General features: G+C 38.6%; 16 protein-coding genes. 13 read left to right on the forward strand and 3 right to left on the reverse strand.

The genetic code is table 11. The features are described from left to right. Nucleotides 1–309: 309 nt before the first annotated feature. Nucleotides 310–987, reverse strand: coding sequence for a ribose-5-phosphate isomerase RpiA (gene rpiA / locus JM81_RS04425; protein ID WP_144800872.1), 678 nt, complete (start codon nt 985–987; stop codon nt 310–312). Between the two features lie 292 nt (nt 988–1,279). Here rpiA and JM81_RS04430 point away from each other — a divergent pair, with 292 nt between their 5' ends. From JM81_RS04430 to JM81_RS04475, 10 genes are all read left to right on the forward strand, one after another. Beyond that, on the forward strand, nt 1,280–3,676 hold the full coding sequence (locus tag JM81_RS04430) for a heavy metal translocating P-type ATPase (RefSeq protein WP_144800874.1): 2,397 nt from the start codon (nt 1,280–1,282) through the stop codon (nt 3,674–3,676). Nucleotides 3,677–3,926: 250 nt separating this feature from the next. Next, nucleotides 3,927–4,088 carry a cbb3-type cytochrome oxidase assembly protein CcoS gene (gene ccoS / locus JM81_RS04435; RefSeq protein ID WP_144800875.1) on the forward strand — a complete coding sequence of 54 codons (162 nt, stop codon included), beginning with the start codon at nt 3,927–3,929 and terminating at the stop codon, nt 4,086–4,088. A gap of 125 nt (nt 4,089–4,213) precedes the next feature. Continuing rightward, nucleotides 4,214–6,418, forward strand: coding sequence for a cytochrome-c oxidase, cbb3-type subunit I (gene ccoN, locus JM81_RS04440; RefSeq protein ID WP_144800877.1), 2,205 nt, complete (start codon nt 4,214–4,216; stop codon nt 6,416–6,418). Between the two features lie 5 nt (nt 6,419–6,423). Then, entirely contained in the window at nt 6,424–6,615 is a 192-nt protein-coding gene (locus tag JM81_RS04445) for a CcoQ/FixQ family Cbb3-type cytochrome c oxidase assembly chaperone (RefSeq protein ID WP_089259983.1), read from the forward strand. Beyond that, nucleotides 6,612–7,568 carry a cbb3-type cytochrome c oxidase N-terminal domain-containing protein gene (locus tag JM81_RS04450; protein WP_144800879.1) on the forward strand — a complete coding sequence of 319 codons (957 nt, stop codon included), beginning with the start codon at nt 6,612–6,614 and terminating at the stop codon, nt 7,566–7,568. Before JM81_RS04445 ends, JM81_RS04450 begins: the two co-directional genes overlap by 4 nt. Before the next feature lie 46 nt (nt 7,569–7,614). After that, a complete protein-coding gene (ccoG, locus tag JM81_RS04455) occupies nt 7,615–9,033 on the forward strand; it encodes a cytochrome c oxidase accessory protein CcoG (RefSeq protein ID WP_144800881.1) in 1,419 nt (472 codons plus the stop codon). A gap of 15 nt (nt 9,034–9,048) precedes the next feature. Continuing rightward, nucleotides 9,049–9,495, forward strand: coding sequence for a FixH family protein (locus tag JM81_RS04460; protein ID WP_089259980.1), 447 nt, complete (start codon nt 9,049–9,051; stop codon nt 9,493–9,495). 5 nt (nt 9,496–9,500) lie between these two features. Continuing rightward, on the forward strand, nt 9,501–10,205 hold the full coding sequence (locus tag JM81_RS04465; protein ID WP_144800883.1) for a sulfite exporter TauE/SafE family protein: 705 nt from the start codon (nt 9,501–9,503) through the stop codon (nt 10,203–10,205). 18 nt (nt 10,206–10,223) lie between these two features. Beyond that, nucleotides 10,224–10,712: a GTP-binding protein gene (locus tag JM81_RS04470; protein WP_144800885.1), complete on the forward strand. Its 489-nt coding sequence runs from the start codon at nt 10,224–10,226 to the stop codon at nt 10,710–10,712. Nucleotides 10,713–10,776: 64 nt separating this feature from the next. Beyond that, nucleotides 10,777–12,228 carry a vanadium-dependent haloperoxidase gene (locus tag JM81_RS04475; protein ID WP_144800887.1) on the forward strand — a complete coding sequence of 484 codons (1,452 nt, stop codon included), beginning with the start codon at nt 10,777–10,779 and terminating at the stop codon, nt 12,226–12,228. Between the two features lie 80 nt (nt 12,229–12,308). Here JM81_RS04475 and JM81_RS04480 read toward each other — a convergent pair whose 3' ends face one another. Together JM81_RS04480 and hemN are read right to left on the reverse strand one after the other, a co-directional pair. Next, entirely contained in the window at nt 12,309–13,130 is an 822-nt protein-coding gene (locus JM81_RS04480; RefSeq protein WP_144800889.1) for a universal stress protein, read from the reverse strand. A gap of 44 nt (nt 13,131–13,174) precedes the next feature. Further along, a complete protein-coding gene (gene hemN / locus JM81_RS04485; RefSeq protein ID WP_144800891.1) occupies nt 13,175–14,536 on the reverse strand; it encodes an oxygen-independent coproporphyrinogen III oxidase in 1,362 nt (453 codons plus the stop codon). A gap of 297 nt (nt 14,537–14,833) precedes the next feature. Between hemN and JM81_RS04490 the strand changes: the two genes are divergently transcribed. The 3 genes from JM81_RS04490 to JM81_RS04500 all read left to right on the forward strand — a co-directional run bounded on the left by JM81_RS04490 (nt 14,834) and on the right by JM81_RS04500 (nt 16,619). After that, complete coding sequence (locus JM81_RS04490; protein ID WP_315897743.1) at nt 14,834–15,112, forward strand: DUF983 domain-containing protein; 279 nt, start codon at nt 14,834–14,836, stop codon at nt 15,110–15,112. A 7-nt stretch (nt 15,113–15,119) separates the two neighbouring features. Then, nucleotides 15,120–15,752: a Crp/Fnr family transcriptional regulator gene (locus JM81_RS04495; RefSeq protein ID WP_089259973.1), complete on the forward strand. Its 633-nt coding sequence runs from the start codon at nt 15,120–15,122 to the stop codon at nt 15,750–15,752. Nucleotides 15,753–15,821: 69 nt separating this feature from the next. Beyond that, nucleotides 15,822–16,619: a sulfite exporter TauE/SafE family protein gene (locus JM81_RS04500; RefSeq protein WP_144800895.1), complete on the forward strand. Its 798-nt coding sequence runs from the start codon at nt 15,822–15,824 to the stop codon at nt 16,617–16,619. Nucleotides 16,620–16,671 lie beyond the last annotated feature (52 nt).

The following is a 16,671-nucleotide window of genomic DNA, read 5'->3' on the forward strand; positions in this document are numbered from 1 at the left end:
TTTCGAAAGGGTTTTCGAAAATATATTAAGGAAAAGAAATAACCTATAACCTTTCTTAGTTACTAAAAACAAGACCATTACACCTTTAAAAAGATATGCTCACCAGCAATCTTAATCATGCCAATATTCCTTTGCTAATTATTTCCAGCCGCGTTAGGGTCCAATTTGACCTTTATTAATGTAACAAAATTTTCATTTTCTGTATTTAGGACCGGAAGGTATTACCCACCTACAAATAATACTTACGACCAAAATCAAAGATTATATCCTTGTTTCTATGGACACCATTAAAGCTTACTTCCAAACAAGCTACCTTTTTCTACTTACCGATTTTTCTCCTTCTGCAACAATGACCACATTGGTCGTGGTTAAAAACAAGCCGGTTTCTACAATCCCCGGTATAGCCTTTAAGCGTTGCTCCAAATCTGATAACGGTTCATCACAATTCCAAATATTTACATCAATGATATCGTTATTTTCATCTGTCCTATAGACTTGATCACCGTTTAATCGTTGTATAGGTTCTAAATTCATGGCCTCCAGTTCACTAATGATCAATTGGGTAGCAAACGGTATGGTCTCTATGGGCAATTTAAATTTTCCCAATCTTGATACCTTCTTGGACGAATCTACTATGATAATATTTAGATTGGTATTATGGGCTACAATTTTTTCCCGTAACAATGCACCGCCCCCACCTTTAATCAATTGAAATTCTTCATTGACTTCATCCGCGCCATCTATGGTAATGTCCAGCCTTTTTGCCTCAGCAAGCGTAATTATTTCTATTCCAAGGCTTTTTGCCAATTTTTCGGTCTCCACGGATGTTGCCACTGCCTTGATATTAAGTCCGTTCTTGACCATTTCGCCAATGGCCTGGATCATATATAAGGCCGTAGAACCCGTACCCAAGCCAACCTTCATTCCAGATTTTACATATTTTACCGCTTCCAAGGCAGCAACTTTTTTTTCGTTAACCCCGCTCACTTTTCGTTTATTGTTAGTTACTAATTTCTGCCGCTAAAGATATTTATAATAAACCGAAGCGTTTGAACTATATTTTGCAAATGCCGAATAATTAGTGATACGCATAACTAACTTTGCCATATTACAACAATAGCCTTAACCGGTAACTTTTTTCGGCCACAAATTTAGTAGTATTACTATCAATAAAATCCAAATTATGATGGTTATTTATTGGCTGAAGTTAAAAGCTGACAAATGTCATAGTATTAAAATGTCATCATTTTCATCTTTGATATAAGTTTTAGCAATAACTATGCAGACTACAAATTGTTTTCATTGCGGGGATACATGCACGGGTACGCCAATTACATTTGACGAAAAACCTTTTTGTTGTGCAGGATGTAAAACGGTCTATGAAATCTTTAGCAGTAACGATCTCTCATACTATTACGACCTGCAGGAGGCTGCGGGTACAACACCCAAAGCTATAGAAGGTAAATATGATTTCCTTGATAACGAAGAAATCATATCTAGGTTAACGGAGTTTAATGATGGTGCCGTACAGATCGTAAACCTTTACATCCCTACCATTCATTGTAGCTCCTGTATCTGGATATTGGAGAATTTAAACAAGCTGAACCCACAGGTAACCAATTCTCAAGTAGATTTTCCACAAAAAACTATTCGGGTTACCTACAAGCAGGAAGGCATTAGTTTAAAGGAACTGGTATTGCTATTGACAAAAATTGGCTATGAACCTTACATATCCTTAGAGGATTTTGAGGGCAGTAAAAAAACAACGGATAAAAGTCTGCTCTATAAGTTGGGCGTAGCCGGATTTGCATTTGGGAATGTCATGTTCCTATCCTTTCCGGAATATTTTGACCTAGGCTCTAGCGCCGCTTCTGGGGGAGAATACTGGCTGAACAAATATCAAGATGTATTCCGTTGGCTCATGTTTGTTTTCTCGTTACCTGTGGTTTTCTATGCCGCAAGTGATTATTTTGTATCCGCCTTTAAAGGCTTACGTGCCAAAATCTTAAATATTGATGTACCCATTGCCCTTGGCATCGTAGTTCTTTTTCTTAGAAGCACGTTTGATATAACCTTTAACCTTGGCAGCGGATTTTTTGACTCGCTTACCGGGTTGGTATTCTTTCTCCTACTTGGTAAATTCTTTCAACAGCGCACCTATAGCTTTTTGTCCTTTGAGCGAGATTACAAATCTTATTTTCCCATAGCCATAACTCGCCTAACCCCTAATGGAAAGGAAGAAACGGTACCCGTACAGGAAATTGCAAAAGGTGATAGAATCTTGATCAGAAATGAAGAAATGATTCCGGTAGACGGCAAGCTTACCTACGGCAATGCGCAAATAGATTACAGTTTTGTTTCAGGAGAGTCAGAACCGGTATCAAAAAAAATTGGAGAACAAATTTTTGCAGGCGGAAAACAATTGAGCGGGGTCATAGAAATGATTGCCTCCAAATCCGTTTCCCAAAGCTATTTAACCCAGCTATGGGGCAATGCAGTCTTTAAAACGGATAAGGCTACCGCATTCCAAAACCTTACGGACAGTATTGGCAAACGGTTTACCATTGGGGTACTATCCATTGCTTTTTTAGCCACGGCATTCTGGCTTTTTTATGACCCAGGTAAAGCCTTGAACGTATTTACCGCGGTATTGATCATTGCATGTCCTTGCGCAATAGCATTGGCCTCTCCTTTTACACTTGGGAACATGCTCCGTATTTTTGGGAAGAAAAAATTCTACATAAAAAATACGCAGACTATTGAACAATTGGCCAAGATAGATACTGCAATATTTGATAAAACAGGGACGATTACGACCACACAAAAAAGTACGGCGCACTATGAGGGTATGCCTTTAACACCTGATGAGGAATCTATATTGAAAAATACCATTAGGGCCTCTAACCATCCTTTAAGCAGATCTTTATATGACCTTCTTAAAGAACAGGATATCATAACGTTAGATGAATACGAGGAACATATTGGTAATGGGCTAAAGAGCTCAAAAGACGATATTAAAATGAAAATTGGTTCAGCAAATTTTGTGGGTAAGTTTACTACTGAAAATTTAATGGATACCTCAATTTATATAAGCTCAAACAATGCGTATAAAGGGCGCTACGTTTTTCATAATCAATATCGCGAAGGGTTGTCCTCCGTTTTCAAGAACATGTCAGAAACATTGAATCTAGCAATCCTGTCTGGTGATAATGAGGGTGAAAAAGAACGCCTAGAGGCACTACTTCCTAAAATGACCCCGTTGTATTTTAACCAAAAACCGGAAACAAAACTTAATTTCATCAAAACTTTACAGGATCAAGGAAAAAAAGTGTTGATGGTTGGTGATGGACTGAATGATGCCGGTGCCCTAGCCCAAAGTAATGTAGGCATTGCCATATCAGAAAACATCAATGTATTCTCCCCCGCATGTGATGCAATTTTAGATGCTTCCAAATTTCAACAGTTATATCAATATATCCTAGCATCCAGAAAGTCAATACAAATAATTAAAATGAGTTTTGTACTATCCTTGCTCTATAATTGTATAGGCCTCTACTTTGCCGTCACCGGGCAATTAGAGCCAGTTATTGCAGCAATTTTAATGCCGCTAAGCTCTATAAGTATAGTTGTATTTACGACGATAATGACCAATCTTTTAGGAAGAAAACTTTCTTAAAATTGAACACTAACCCAATTGGGGTATTCAATTTATTTTTAATAAAAAATCAATTCTTCACTCCTTTAGTTTTTAACTAATCTGAATTTTTACATTACCCTAAATTATTGATTTAAAGCAATATAACAACACGTGGTTTATATTTTTCAAACCTGAAAATACGGTTGTACACAGAAAATAATAAAGTATGACAAATGTCATTTTCTAACGGCTTTTCCACTCCTAATTTTACAGCATAATTCAATTAGGTATGAGTGTAATTTATGTGTTATTGACGATTAGCCTGGTAGTGGCAATCATCTTTTTTATCGCTTTTATCATTTCGGTCAGGCAAGGCCAATATGACGACTCTTACACCCCTTCTGTTCGCATGCTTTTTGAGGACGAACTGGTTAAACCTAAAAAAAAGTAAAGTAAAGAGTAAATGATTAAACGTGTAGGACATTTGCAAATTAACAAGAGTTTGTTCTCTAATTTTTTTTCGCTCTGTTCTCCATTCAATAAAAATAAAATCCAACTAAATAAACAAGTATAATTATGGAAGTACAGCAGTTTTATTACGATAACAAAATCGTGAAAAATTTCCTTTACGCAACCATGTTCTGGGGTATTGTGGGTATGTCTGTAGGCTTATTATTGGCCTTCATGTTCATGTTTCCAAATTTAACCGACGGTATATCATGGTTAAGTTTTGGTCGTTTACGCCCGTTGCATACCAACGCGGTAATCTTTGCATTTGTAGGGAATGCCATTTACGCGGGAGTCTACTACTCTACGCAACGATTGTTAAAAGCCCGTATGTACAGTGATTTTCTTAGCAAATTTAATTTCTGGGGATGGCAATTGATCATTGTTGCCGCCGCTATTACCCTTCCGTTGGGTTATACTAGTTCTAAGGAATATGCAGAGCTGGAATGGCCCATAGATATAGCCATTGCATTGGTATGGGTGGCTTTTGGTATTAACCTTATAGGCACCATGATCAAAAGAAGACAGCGCCACCTGTATGTGGCCATATGGTTTTACTTGGCAACATTTGTTACTGTAGCGGTACTACATATTTTCAATAGTTTAGAATTACCTGTAACGGCACTAAAAAGTTATTCCGTATATGCTGGGGTACAAGATGCTTTGGTACAATGGTGGTATGGGCATAATGCCGTGGCATTTTTCCTTACTACTCCCTTTTTAGGGCTTATGTACTATTTTGTTCCCAAAGCTGCGAACAGACCGGTGTATTCATACAGACTGTCCATTGTACATTTCTGGTCATTGATTTTTATTTATATCTGGGCCGGTCCTCACCACTTATTATATTCCGCTCTACCAGATTGGGCCCAAAACCTAGGAGTAGCTTTTTCGGTCATGCTTTTGGCTCCATCATGGGGCGGTATGATCAACGGATTGTTAACCTTACGTGGTGCTTGGGACAAAGTGCGTACCGATCCGGTCCTAAAGTTTATGGTTGTCGCAATTACCGGTTATGGTATGGCCACTTTTGAAGGTCCTATGCTATCCCTTAAAAATGTAAATGCCATTGCCCACTTCAGCGATTGGATTATTGCCCACGTTCATGTAGGTGCCTTGGCTTGGAACGGTTTCTTGACCTTTGGTATGATCTATTGGTTGGTTCCAAAAATGACCAAGAAGAAATTATTCTCTACCCCATTGGCCAACTTCCACTTCTGGATCGGTACACTTGGTATTATACTTTATGCCTTACCAATGTACGTTGCCGGATTTACACAGGCCCTAATGTGGAAAGATTTTAATCCTGATGGCACTTTGGTGTATGGAAACTTCTTGGAAACCGTAAACGAAATTATGCCTATGTATTGGATGCGTGCCATTGGTGGCAGTCTCTATATAGTTGGTGCAATCGTAATGGTTTACAATGTAGTACGAACCATTAAAGCCGGTAGTGTCATAGAAGACGAATTGGCAGAAGCTGCTGCCCTTACAAAGGTTTCAAAAAGAAGAACGGCCGGTGAAACATTCCATACTTGGTTAGAGCGTAAACCAATTCAATTGACCATTTTGGCTACCATTGCCATATTGATCGGTGGTATCATACAGATTGTACCTACCATATTGGTGAAGTCCAATATACCGACCATTACCAGTGTAAAACCTTATACACCCTTAGAATTGGAAGGTCGTGACCTATATATTAGAGAGGGCTGTGTAAGTTGCCATTCACAAATGGTTCGTCCTTTTAGAAGTGAGGTTGAACGTTATGGCGAATATGCCAAAGCCGGTGAATTTGTTTATGACCATCCTTTCTTATGGGGAAGTAAGCGTACAGGACCAGATTTATTAAGGGTTGGTGGTAAATATTCCGATAACTGGCACTTGAACCACATGTATGACCCACAAAGTACATCATCTGGCTCCATTATGCCTGCATATGCGTGGTTGGTACGTAATAAGCATGACAGAAGCGATATTCAAGCAAAAATGGAAGCTATGGTTACTCTTGGTGTTCCTTATACAGAAGAAGACATTGCAAACGCCAATGCCATGATAGATGCACAAGCGGAAAAAATAGAACAAAACCTATATAGTGATCCTGACTTTGCAAGAACCTATGAGGCCGATAAAAAATATGCGGCAGAAAACGGTGAGGAATTTACAGAAATGAGAGACCGTGAAATTGTATCCTTAATAGCCTATCTACAACGATTGGGTACGGATATTAAAATTAAGGAAACTGGCGAATTATTATCTGATAACAAAAACTAAAAAACATGTTCAAATTTGTAAAAGGTTACATGGAAACCATAGATGGCGTAGCAACCTACCCCATGATATCATTGCTCATATTCTTTGTTTTTTTCACCCTCTTGTTTTGGTGGGTAATAACAGCCTCTAAATCATATATCAAAGAAGTTAGCGAATTACCCTTAGAAGAAGATAACCAACAAAATAAAGACCTATGAAAAATAATACAGCTTGGTGGTTTAGAATAACAGTGGCCTTTTTTATGGTCGTTGTACTTATGGAGATTTATATAGAAAGTGGCGATAAACCGGCTTTCATTGCTTACCCTACTATGATGTTCGGCTTTATGGCCTTGATTTTACTGTTATTATTGGCCATTGCATTTATTGTTCAGGCTATAGAAAACGTATTGTTCAACACCTTGGATGAAGAAGCCAAACTACGGTATCTGGCAGAAAAAAATAAAAAATGGGAATGGACATGGGGCAAAAAGATGTATGCCAAAATGTTGGGCAGCAAGCCTATAGAGTCTGAAGAGGAAATTATACTTGACCATAATTATGACGGTATACGAGAACTGGACAATAACTTACCACCTTGGTGGGTATACCTGTTCTATGCATCAATAGTATTTGGTGTGGTTTACCTATTGCGTTTTCATGTCTTTAACGATTACGACCAAAAATTGGAATACGAGCAAGAAGTTGCAGCAGCCCAATTGGAAATTGAAGAATACAAAAAAACGGCTAAAGGCCTAGTAGACGCCAGCACGGTAGAACTATTGACCGATGCCGGCGACCTTAATGCCGGTAAAGGCATATTTGAAAGTAATTGCGTGGCCTGCCATATGGCAGATGGTGGCGGTGGTATAGGTCCTAACCTGACCGATCAGAATTGGATTCTTGGCGGAGGCATTAAAAATGTGTTCAACACCATTTCCGAAGGTGGACGTGATGGTAAGGGTATGATCGCTTGGAAACAGAATCTAAAACCAGCAGAGATAGCCCAGGTTGCAAGTTATGTACTGAGTTTTCAAGGCACTACTCCTGCAAACCCTAAAGCACCGGAAGGAGATATATGGGCAGATCCCAATGCTCCGGCCCAGGAAGCTCCGGTAGAAACTGATGTACCTGAAATCGCAATAGACTCGGCATCGGTTACTATGAACTAATATTGATGGAGGGCCATACCTCCCAAATGCAGTAAAGAAAAATAGTATGTCACAAGATCAAGATCATTTCAGGGATTCTATAGGCACCATAAAGGAAGATGGTAAACGGGCTTGGGTATTTCCAAAAAAACCCAGCGGCAAGTTTTACCAGTACCGTAAATATGTTAGCTATGGACTCCTTGCATTCTTGATCTTATCCCCTTTTATCAAAATTAACGGCAACCAATTTTTAATGTTCAATGTCCTGGAAAGACGTTTTAATATTTTTGGTTTTCCATTTTATCCTCAAGATTTTCACCTATTTGTAATCTCCATGATCATTGGGGTGGTCTTCATTGCATTGTTTACCGTTGCATTTGGCCGTATTTTTTGTGGATGGATGTGTCCACAGACCATATTTATGGAAATGGTCTTTCGTAGAATTGAATATTGGATAGATGGTGACCGTGGTGCCCAAATGCGATTGGACAGACAGGAATGGAACGCTGAGAAAATTAGAAAAAGAATGCTTAAATGGAGCATCTTTTTTATTATTTCCTTTATAATTGCGAATGTGTTTCTTGCTTATCTGATTGGTAGTGACCGTTTGATACAATACATTACGGACGGACCGGCACAGCATATAAGCACAATGATCTCTTTGTTGATTTTCACGGCCGTGTTTTATTTTGTCTTTGCTTGGTTTAGGGAACAAGTTTGCATCATTGCCTGTCCTTATGGACGTATGCAAGGAGTACTATTGGACAACAAATCAATTGTTGTTGCCTATGACCACAAACGTGGTGAGGCCGAAAATGGAAGAAAAAAATGGCGTAAGAACGAAGACCGTGAAGCACTTGGCCATGGTGATTGCATAGACTGTTTTCAATGCGTAAACGTTTGTCCAACGGGAATAGACATCAGAAACGGAACTCAGTTGGAATGTGTTAATTGTACGGCATGTATTGATGAATGCGATACCATCATGGAAAAAGTAAACTTACCAAAAGGTTTGATCCGTTATGCCAGTGAAGATGAAATTACCAAAAAGAAGAAATTTAAGTTTACGCCCCGTTTAAAAGGGTATACCGCCGTATTGATTATATTGACAGGGGTACTAATAGGTATGATGTTCCTGAGAAACGACCTTGAAGCAAATATTCTAAGGCTACCAGGGCAACTGTACGAACATAAAGAGGGAAATATCATCAGTAATGTGTATACCTACAAATTGCTGAACAAAACCACTAAAACAGTTGAGGACGTTCATTTTAAATTAATATCTCCAAAAGGTGAAATTAAACTGGTACGCCATGAAAATTTTGACGTACAACCAGAAGCCTTGGCAGAAGGTACGTTGTTTATAGAGATAAATGCAGCGGTCTTAAGCGGGGATAAGAACAACCTTAAGATAGGGGTTTACAGTAAGGATAAATTAATAGAGACCACTACAGCGCGCTTTTTGGCACCACGCAGTTATAAATAGCAAATTAAAATCACCATGAAAATTAATTGGGGTACCGGTATTGTTATAGCCATAATAGGTTTCATAAGTTTTATCATGTTCTTCGTTGTCAAAATGACCACGAGCCATGACGCCAACCATGATTTAGTTACCGAGGACTATTATAAGGCAGAGTTAGGCTATCAAAAAGAAATAGATGCGGAACAAAACGCAAAGGACGAAATAGAACCGCTACAGGTAACGAATGTAAAGGAAGGTCTTTTGATCGTTTTCCCAAACCATTATGACGTATCTGCGGTATCAGGAAATGTGTCCCTTTATAGACCATCTAATAAGCACTTGGATTTTGACTTACCCATTGCCTTGACAAACTCAAAATTCCTCATACCTAATGAACGCTTGTTGGATGGTCGTTGGGACATTAAAATAGCATGGAGCTATCAAGGAAAAGAATTTTTGTTTAAAAAAAGTATAACCCATTAATAAAAATGGTACTATCTGCCCTCATATTAGGATTTATGGGAAGTTTGCATTGTGTAGGAATGTGCGGACCCATTGCCTTTTTGCTTCCGGTAGATAGGACAAACCCTTATAAAAAATTTGGACAGATATTCATCTATCATATAGGACGTTTATTGGCATACGGAATTATTGGACTATTATTTGGTTTATTGGGAAAAGGCTTATCCGTTTTTGGATTACAACAAAAACTTTCCATTGCCATTGGTATCCTCATGATCTTCATCGTATTAATTCCATATCAAACCTTTAACAAGTATAATTTTTCCAAACCTATTTTTAAATTGGTATCCAAGGTAAAGAGTAGATTGGGCAAAGAGCTCCAAAAAAAATCTCCCGATACCTTCTTGACCATAGGATTCCTAAATGGATTTCTACCTTGCGGTCTGGTTTATATGGCCCTTTTTGCTTCTATTGCAATGGGTAGTTCAATACAAGGTGGACTATATATGCTCCTATTTGGCGTAGGTACCATACCACTAATGACTACCGCAATTTATTTTAGCAGTCTGTTAAAGGGCGGTATTAAACAGAAAATTCAAAAGACCATACCTGTATTTGTAGTTGCCATTGGTATTCTATTTATACTAAGGGGTTTAGGCTTGGGTATTCCATATATCTCTCCCGCTCCTGCTACGAATATGGTTAGCAGCTCTATAGAATGTCATAACTAATTTCCAATATTCCAAACCATGAAACCTTTACCAAATGATATTGTACTTAGGCCAAGGTTTCAGCTTACATTGGTTCAGGATAAGGAAACCATATTGACCCATTTTCAACATGCTATGGACCACCCTTTTGTAATTAAGCGATTGGATGAACATGTCTTTATAAGATTCAATAACCTCAACAATCACTTTTGGTCGCCACAATTGCATTTAGAAATTGTAGATGAAGAAAATACTTGTAAACTATATGGAGTTTTTGGCCCCAACCCTACTTTATGGACCTTTTTTATGTTCATCCATTTTGTCATTGCCATACTATTTATTGTGATGGGGATTTGGGCCTATTCAAGTGCTTCCCTTGGCAAAAACTACCATATACAATTAGGAGGCATGGTCATACTTATACTTTTATGGACGGTACTTTATTTCCTTGGCAGGGCAGGAAAAAAAAAGGGAAAACCACAAATGTTACAATTATATAATTTTATGATGAATGTTCTTACAGAATGAATTTAAAATCTTTAACTCACTTTAGTATATTTGATTTTTGTTCAATAGTCTAATAACAAAACTAATGAAGCGTATTATTATTTTTTTACTGACCCTATTTTCTCTACATGTGCATATGACCGCACAGCAACAGAAAATTGAACCAACGGGTACCGAAAACATTGCCTATAAATGGGGCAAAATGGCATTGGACGCCACTGCATCCGATACCGAAAAATTTAAGCCAAGGCCAACCATCACCTCCAGATATTTAGGTTTGATATTTACCACAATTTTCGATGCATGGTCCAGGTATGACCAAAACGCTATTCCGGTATATTTAAAAAATGTGGAAAGAAGACCTTTGGCAGAGCACTCCCTTTCCAATAAGGAAATAGCCATTAGCTATGCCGCATTTGGCGCCATGAAGGAATACTATTATTCCGATACCGATATGTTCCGAAAATTTATGATAGATCTAGGCCTTGATCCGGATAACGAATCTTTGGACCCCTCCACTCCAGAGGGCATAGGTAATCTAGCAGCAAGGGCTACTATTGAAGCCAGAAAGAATGATGGAAGCAATCAATATGGTGAAGTATCAGGTTCCAATGGCAAACCCTATTTTGATTATACTACTTATAGTCCTGTAAATACCGCAGATGAAAGTACGGATATTAACCGTTGGCAACCCAAATATTTTTCAGATGGCAAAGGAGGGCAATTTGCACCTGGTTGCCTAACCCCATATTGGCAAAAGGTTACCCCTATAACCCTTACCTCAGCCGATCAATTTAGACCTGGACCGCCACCAATGGTGGGCTCGGAACAATTAAAACTTGAGGTTAAAGAAGTGGTTGACCTGCAGGCAAACCTAACCGATGAGGATAAGGCCTTGGTTGAATTTATGCGAGATGGACCACAATCTGTTCAACAGGCCGGTCACTGGCTAAAATTTGCGCAAGATGTTTCTAGAAGGGACAACCATACCCTAGATGACGATGTAAAAATGTATTTTCTAACCGAAATTACCGCCATGGATGCATTTATAGCCTCTTGGGACTCTAAAATGTTCTATGATTTTGCAAGACCTTATGCGTTGGTTCATGAATATTATAAAGATAAGACCATTAAAGCGTGGGGCGGACCCGGAAAAGGTATCGTAGAAATGAAAGGTCAGGAATGGAGACCGTATTCCCCAGATGTTTTTCTATGCCCTCCTTTTCCCAGCTATACCTCTGGCCATAGTACCATTAGCGGGGGTTGTGCAGAAGTATTACGGCTCTTTACCGGGGATGACAATTTTGGGGTATCTGTTGAATTGGTACCAGGAACCTTAACGGAATTGGATGCCAAATACTATGGAAAACCGGTTACCATAACTTTCCCGACCTTTACAGAAGCAGCCAATATGGCCGGTATTTCCAGGGTTATGGGAGGCTACCATATTCAAGCGGATAATATTGCCGGATTACAATTGGGAAGAGATGTAGCGCACCAAGCTTGGGAGTTCTACAACAAACACCTAGGTAACTAAAATTTTACAGGAAATACATTAAATAAATAAACCCAAGGCATATGCCTTGGGTTTATTTTTGTTTATAGATGTGGTTAGAGCTATATCTTAAATGTAATTACAGGAATCCTGGCGTGGTTAACAACGTCCTCACCTATACTTCCATTAAAAAAATGCGATATGCCTTTACGACCGTGGGTAGGTATGGCTATAGCATCTGCTAAAATTGTGTTCCCATAATTAATAATACCCTGCTCTACGCTATAATCATTATATACTTCAACTTGGTCCGCTGCGTTCGCCTTGGTCAAAAATTTATTGATTTTCTGGTAAGCATCCCTATTGCTCATAAAATTATCGTTGGGGGTATTGATATAAACGACTTCCATAGATGCTTTGAACAGTTCTGCAAATTCCCTTGCTTTTTGAAAAGCCGGTAAACTATCGTCATTAAAATCACAGGCAAAAACAAATCTTTCAATAGTAAAATCTGTTATTTCCCCTTTAATGACCAAAACGGGTACGGTAGCATTACGTACTACCCGCTCTGCATTGCTACCAATAAAAATTTCCTCAAAACCATTTGTACCGTTAGATCCCATGACGATTAAATCTGCACTATGGTCTTCGGCAATTGAATCCAATTCACTAAACACCTTATAATGTTTAATGATGGGAGTTACCGTTAGTCCTTCCAGATAAGGCTTGGACAAAAATTCCTTCAAATTCTTTTCTGCCAGTTTTACTAGGAATACGGTCTGTTCCGCATACACCCCATCTGGTGAGGTAAGCAAAGCTTGATTAAGCTCCAACATATGAACCACCAACAGCTCCCCGCTGAATTTTTTAGCCAAGTCCGCCGCAGCCTTAAGGGCATGATTGGATTGTTCCGAAAAATCCGTAAGTACAATAATCTTTTTCATGATTTTGTTATTTGAAGTTCATATTATGTTATCTAAGTTACTTCTTAAACGGTCATTGAAAACAACTTTGTTTCCGGTGCTTTCTTTTGCAATGGTAAATCAAATGCCATACAAACATTCCGCACAAAAGGTCTTCCCTTTTCGGTTATCTTTAAGTTACCTTCCGTAATTTCAACTATACCGTCTTCCGCCAGCTCATACAACCTTTCCAATATACTGTCCATTTGGGGCAAGTGCAATTTAAAAGCGCTCCAAGAAGTCTTGAACTGGCACATTAAATTTAAGATATGTCTACGTATAATTTGGTCTTCTTCAGTTAAAATATGACCCCTATACAAGGGTATAATATTGTTGTTCACCAAATTTTGATATTCTTCAACATTCTTAACGTTCTGCGCAAATCCGTACCAACTATCACTAATACTGGATGCACCCAAACCAACCATTAAATGGGTATTGGAGCTGGTATACCCCATAAAATTCCTATGCAAGCTGCCCGTTACCATAGCCTGATACAATGCATCTGTCTCCAATGCAAAGTGATCCATACCAATTTCTTGATACCCACTGGTCTGCAACATTTTTTTACCCATTTCATACTGGGCCCTTTTTTCATCGCCCGCCGGGAGATCTGCATCATTATATCCCCGTTGACCATTACCCGCCAACCAAGGCACATGGGCATAACTGTAAAAAGCGATCCTATCTGGTTTTAATTCCTTGGTTCTTTCAATAGTGTGTACCACATGTTCCAATTTTTGATGTGGCAATCCAAAGATGATATCATGGCTCACGGACTCATACCCTATTTCCCTGGACCATTGGGTAACGTTACGTACATTTTCAAAAGGTTGTATCCTATTAATTGCTTTTTGTACGGTTTCATTGTAATCCTGTACCCCAAAACTGACCCTTCTAAATCCTACATCGTATAATGCCTGTAAATGTTCCTTGGTGGTATTGTTGGGATGACCTTCAAAACTAAAGGAGGCATCTGTAGCCTTGTTCGCTATCCTTAGAATTCCCTCTATGAGAAATTTTAAGTTTTCTGGTGAAAAAAAGGTTGGTGTACCACCACCCAAATGAAGTTCTTTGATTATTGGCCTATCATCGAACAACGCTGTATAAAGTCGCCATTCCTTAATAACGGATTTAAGATAGGGTAATTCCACATCATGCCTCTTCGTTATACGTTTATGACAACCACAGAAGGTACACATGCTTTCACAAAAAGGCAGATGGATATAAAGGCTAATACCCGTAGTTGAATTGCTCGCATGAAAGCTTTTTTTGACCGTTTCTTCCCATTTTTTACCGGAAAATGTAGAAATATCCCAAAATGGTACGGTTGGGTAACTGGTATACCTAGGGCCTGGTACATTATATTTTTGAACAAGCGAACACATAGTATTTGATTTTACTACAAACTTATGTACCCATCCTAAAAAATAATATGACTTTTATCAGTTTCATATTGGGTACTAGCCGTTAATTTTGATTTTTTGGGATATCAACTTAACCAAGGCCTTGTGTAACCATTGTTACGTTATCAAAAAGTGCAATCCAATAACTTTGCTCTAAATTTTAATCATATGCTATTAAAGGGTACCAAACTATATAGTATACTTTTTATTAAGTGTCCTAGGTGTCATAAAGGGGAATTTTTAGAAGCCAATCCCTATAAATTAAGTAACTTCAACAAGGTGAAAAAACACTGTCCCAAGTGCGATTTAAAGTATAGTATTGAACCCAGTTTCTATACGGGGTCCATGTATGTCTCGTATGCTGTTGGTATTGCCGTAGCGGTTGCAGTTTACGTGCTGACCTTACTTTTTGGCCTACAGACAAGCATAGGTACATTGTTTACGTTGATTGTTGTTGCCTTGGTATTGACAATGCCATGGATTGCCGCAGTCTCTAAGATTATTTGGGCCAATTTCTTTTTTAAATTTGACAAGAAAATAGCACAGAACGTTAACTAAAATTGATATGATACAGGATTTAAAAGAACAGTACGGAACTATTTTTGAAAATGAACTAATCAATGAAATTGTTCAGGTAGGTACTTTTAAAGAGGTTCCCGAAGGTTTTAAGTTAATTGAAATAGGTGATTATTTAAGAGGTATGCCCCTTCTCATATCTGGAGCTATTAAGATTTTAAGAGAGGATGAGGATGGTGATGAGTTATTGCTATACTATCTTGAAAAGGGAGACACCTGCTCCATGACCATGGCATGCTGCATAAACGATGCAAAAAGTGAAATAAGGGCCATTGCCGAAACCAATGCAAAGTTGATAATGGTGCCCATTCAAAAAATGGAGGAATGGACGGCCAAATACAAATCATGGCGCAACTTCGTATTCAATAGTTACCACGAAAGATTGAACGAGCTTTTGAGTACTTTGGATAGCATCGCTTTTCAAAAAATGGACGAACGCTTGGTAGGCTACTTAAAGGAGAAGGCCAGGGTTACCAAAGATGATATCATACATAACACGCATCAGGAAATTGCTTACGACCTACACAGCTCTAGGGTGGTGATCTCTAGACTATTAAAAAAATTAGAGGAAATGGGCAAAATAAAACTTCATAGAAATTATTTGGAAATAATTCAATTATAGTGCCTTTGTAACCATTGTTACTGCCAAGGACAGGCACCCGCAATACTTTTGTGGTATTAAAAAAATATCATGGAAATATTGCACATTATTGGATACTTCAGCGCCTTGGTCATTGGCATTTCATTAGGACTCATTGGCGGTGGCGGTTCTATTTTGGCCGTACCTGTTCTGGCCTATCTGTTTACCATCAATGAAAAAGCTGCTACGGCATACTCCCTATTCACTGTGGGGGCCAGTGCGCTTGTTGGAGGCTGGCAACAACATTTAAAAGGGTATGTAGATTGGCGTACCGCCATAGTTTTTGGCATACCTGCCATTATTGGTGTTACTATGGTAAGACATTATGTAGTTCCAGCAATGCCAGATGTCCTCTTTGAAATTGAACAATTACAATTTACCCGTAGAATGGCCATGTTCGGCCTATTTGCTCTTTTAATGATTCCTGCGGCATACTCCATGCTTAAAAAGGAAAAAGTTATAACAACTAAAGGTGACGTTGCCTATAATTATCCGTTAATTCTTCTAGAAGGATTATTGGTTGGCGGTATTACAGGACTTATCGGTGCTGGTGGCGGTTTCTTGATCATACCCGCATTGGTCATTTTGGCAAATGTAGAAATGAAAGTCGCCGTAGGAACCTCATTGGTCATTATTGCCATAAAATCTTTGCTTGGTTTTCTTTTGGGCGATGCTATGACAATGCTCATAGATTGGAGCTTTCTCTTCCTTTTTACCGGCCTTTCGCTCATAGGCATCTTTATTGGTAGCTACCTTGGCAATTTCATAGACGGCAATAAGTTAAAGAAAGGTTTTGGTTATTTCATTCTTGTTATGGCGGCCTTTATTTTCTACATGGAATTTTTTTAAAATAAAATTCCTTATGTGACCAATGTCACTGTACAACATGTTTTCTTCAAGT

The organism is Maribacter sp. MAR_2009_72, from assembly GCF_007827235.1.
Taxonomy (GTDB): Bacteria; Bacteroidota; Bacteroidia; order Flavobacteriales; family Flavobacteriaceae; genus Maribacter; species Maribacter sedimenticola.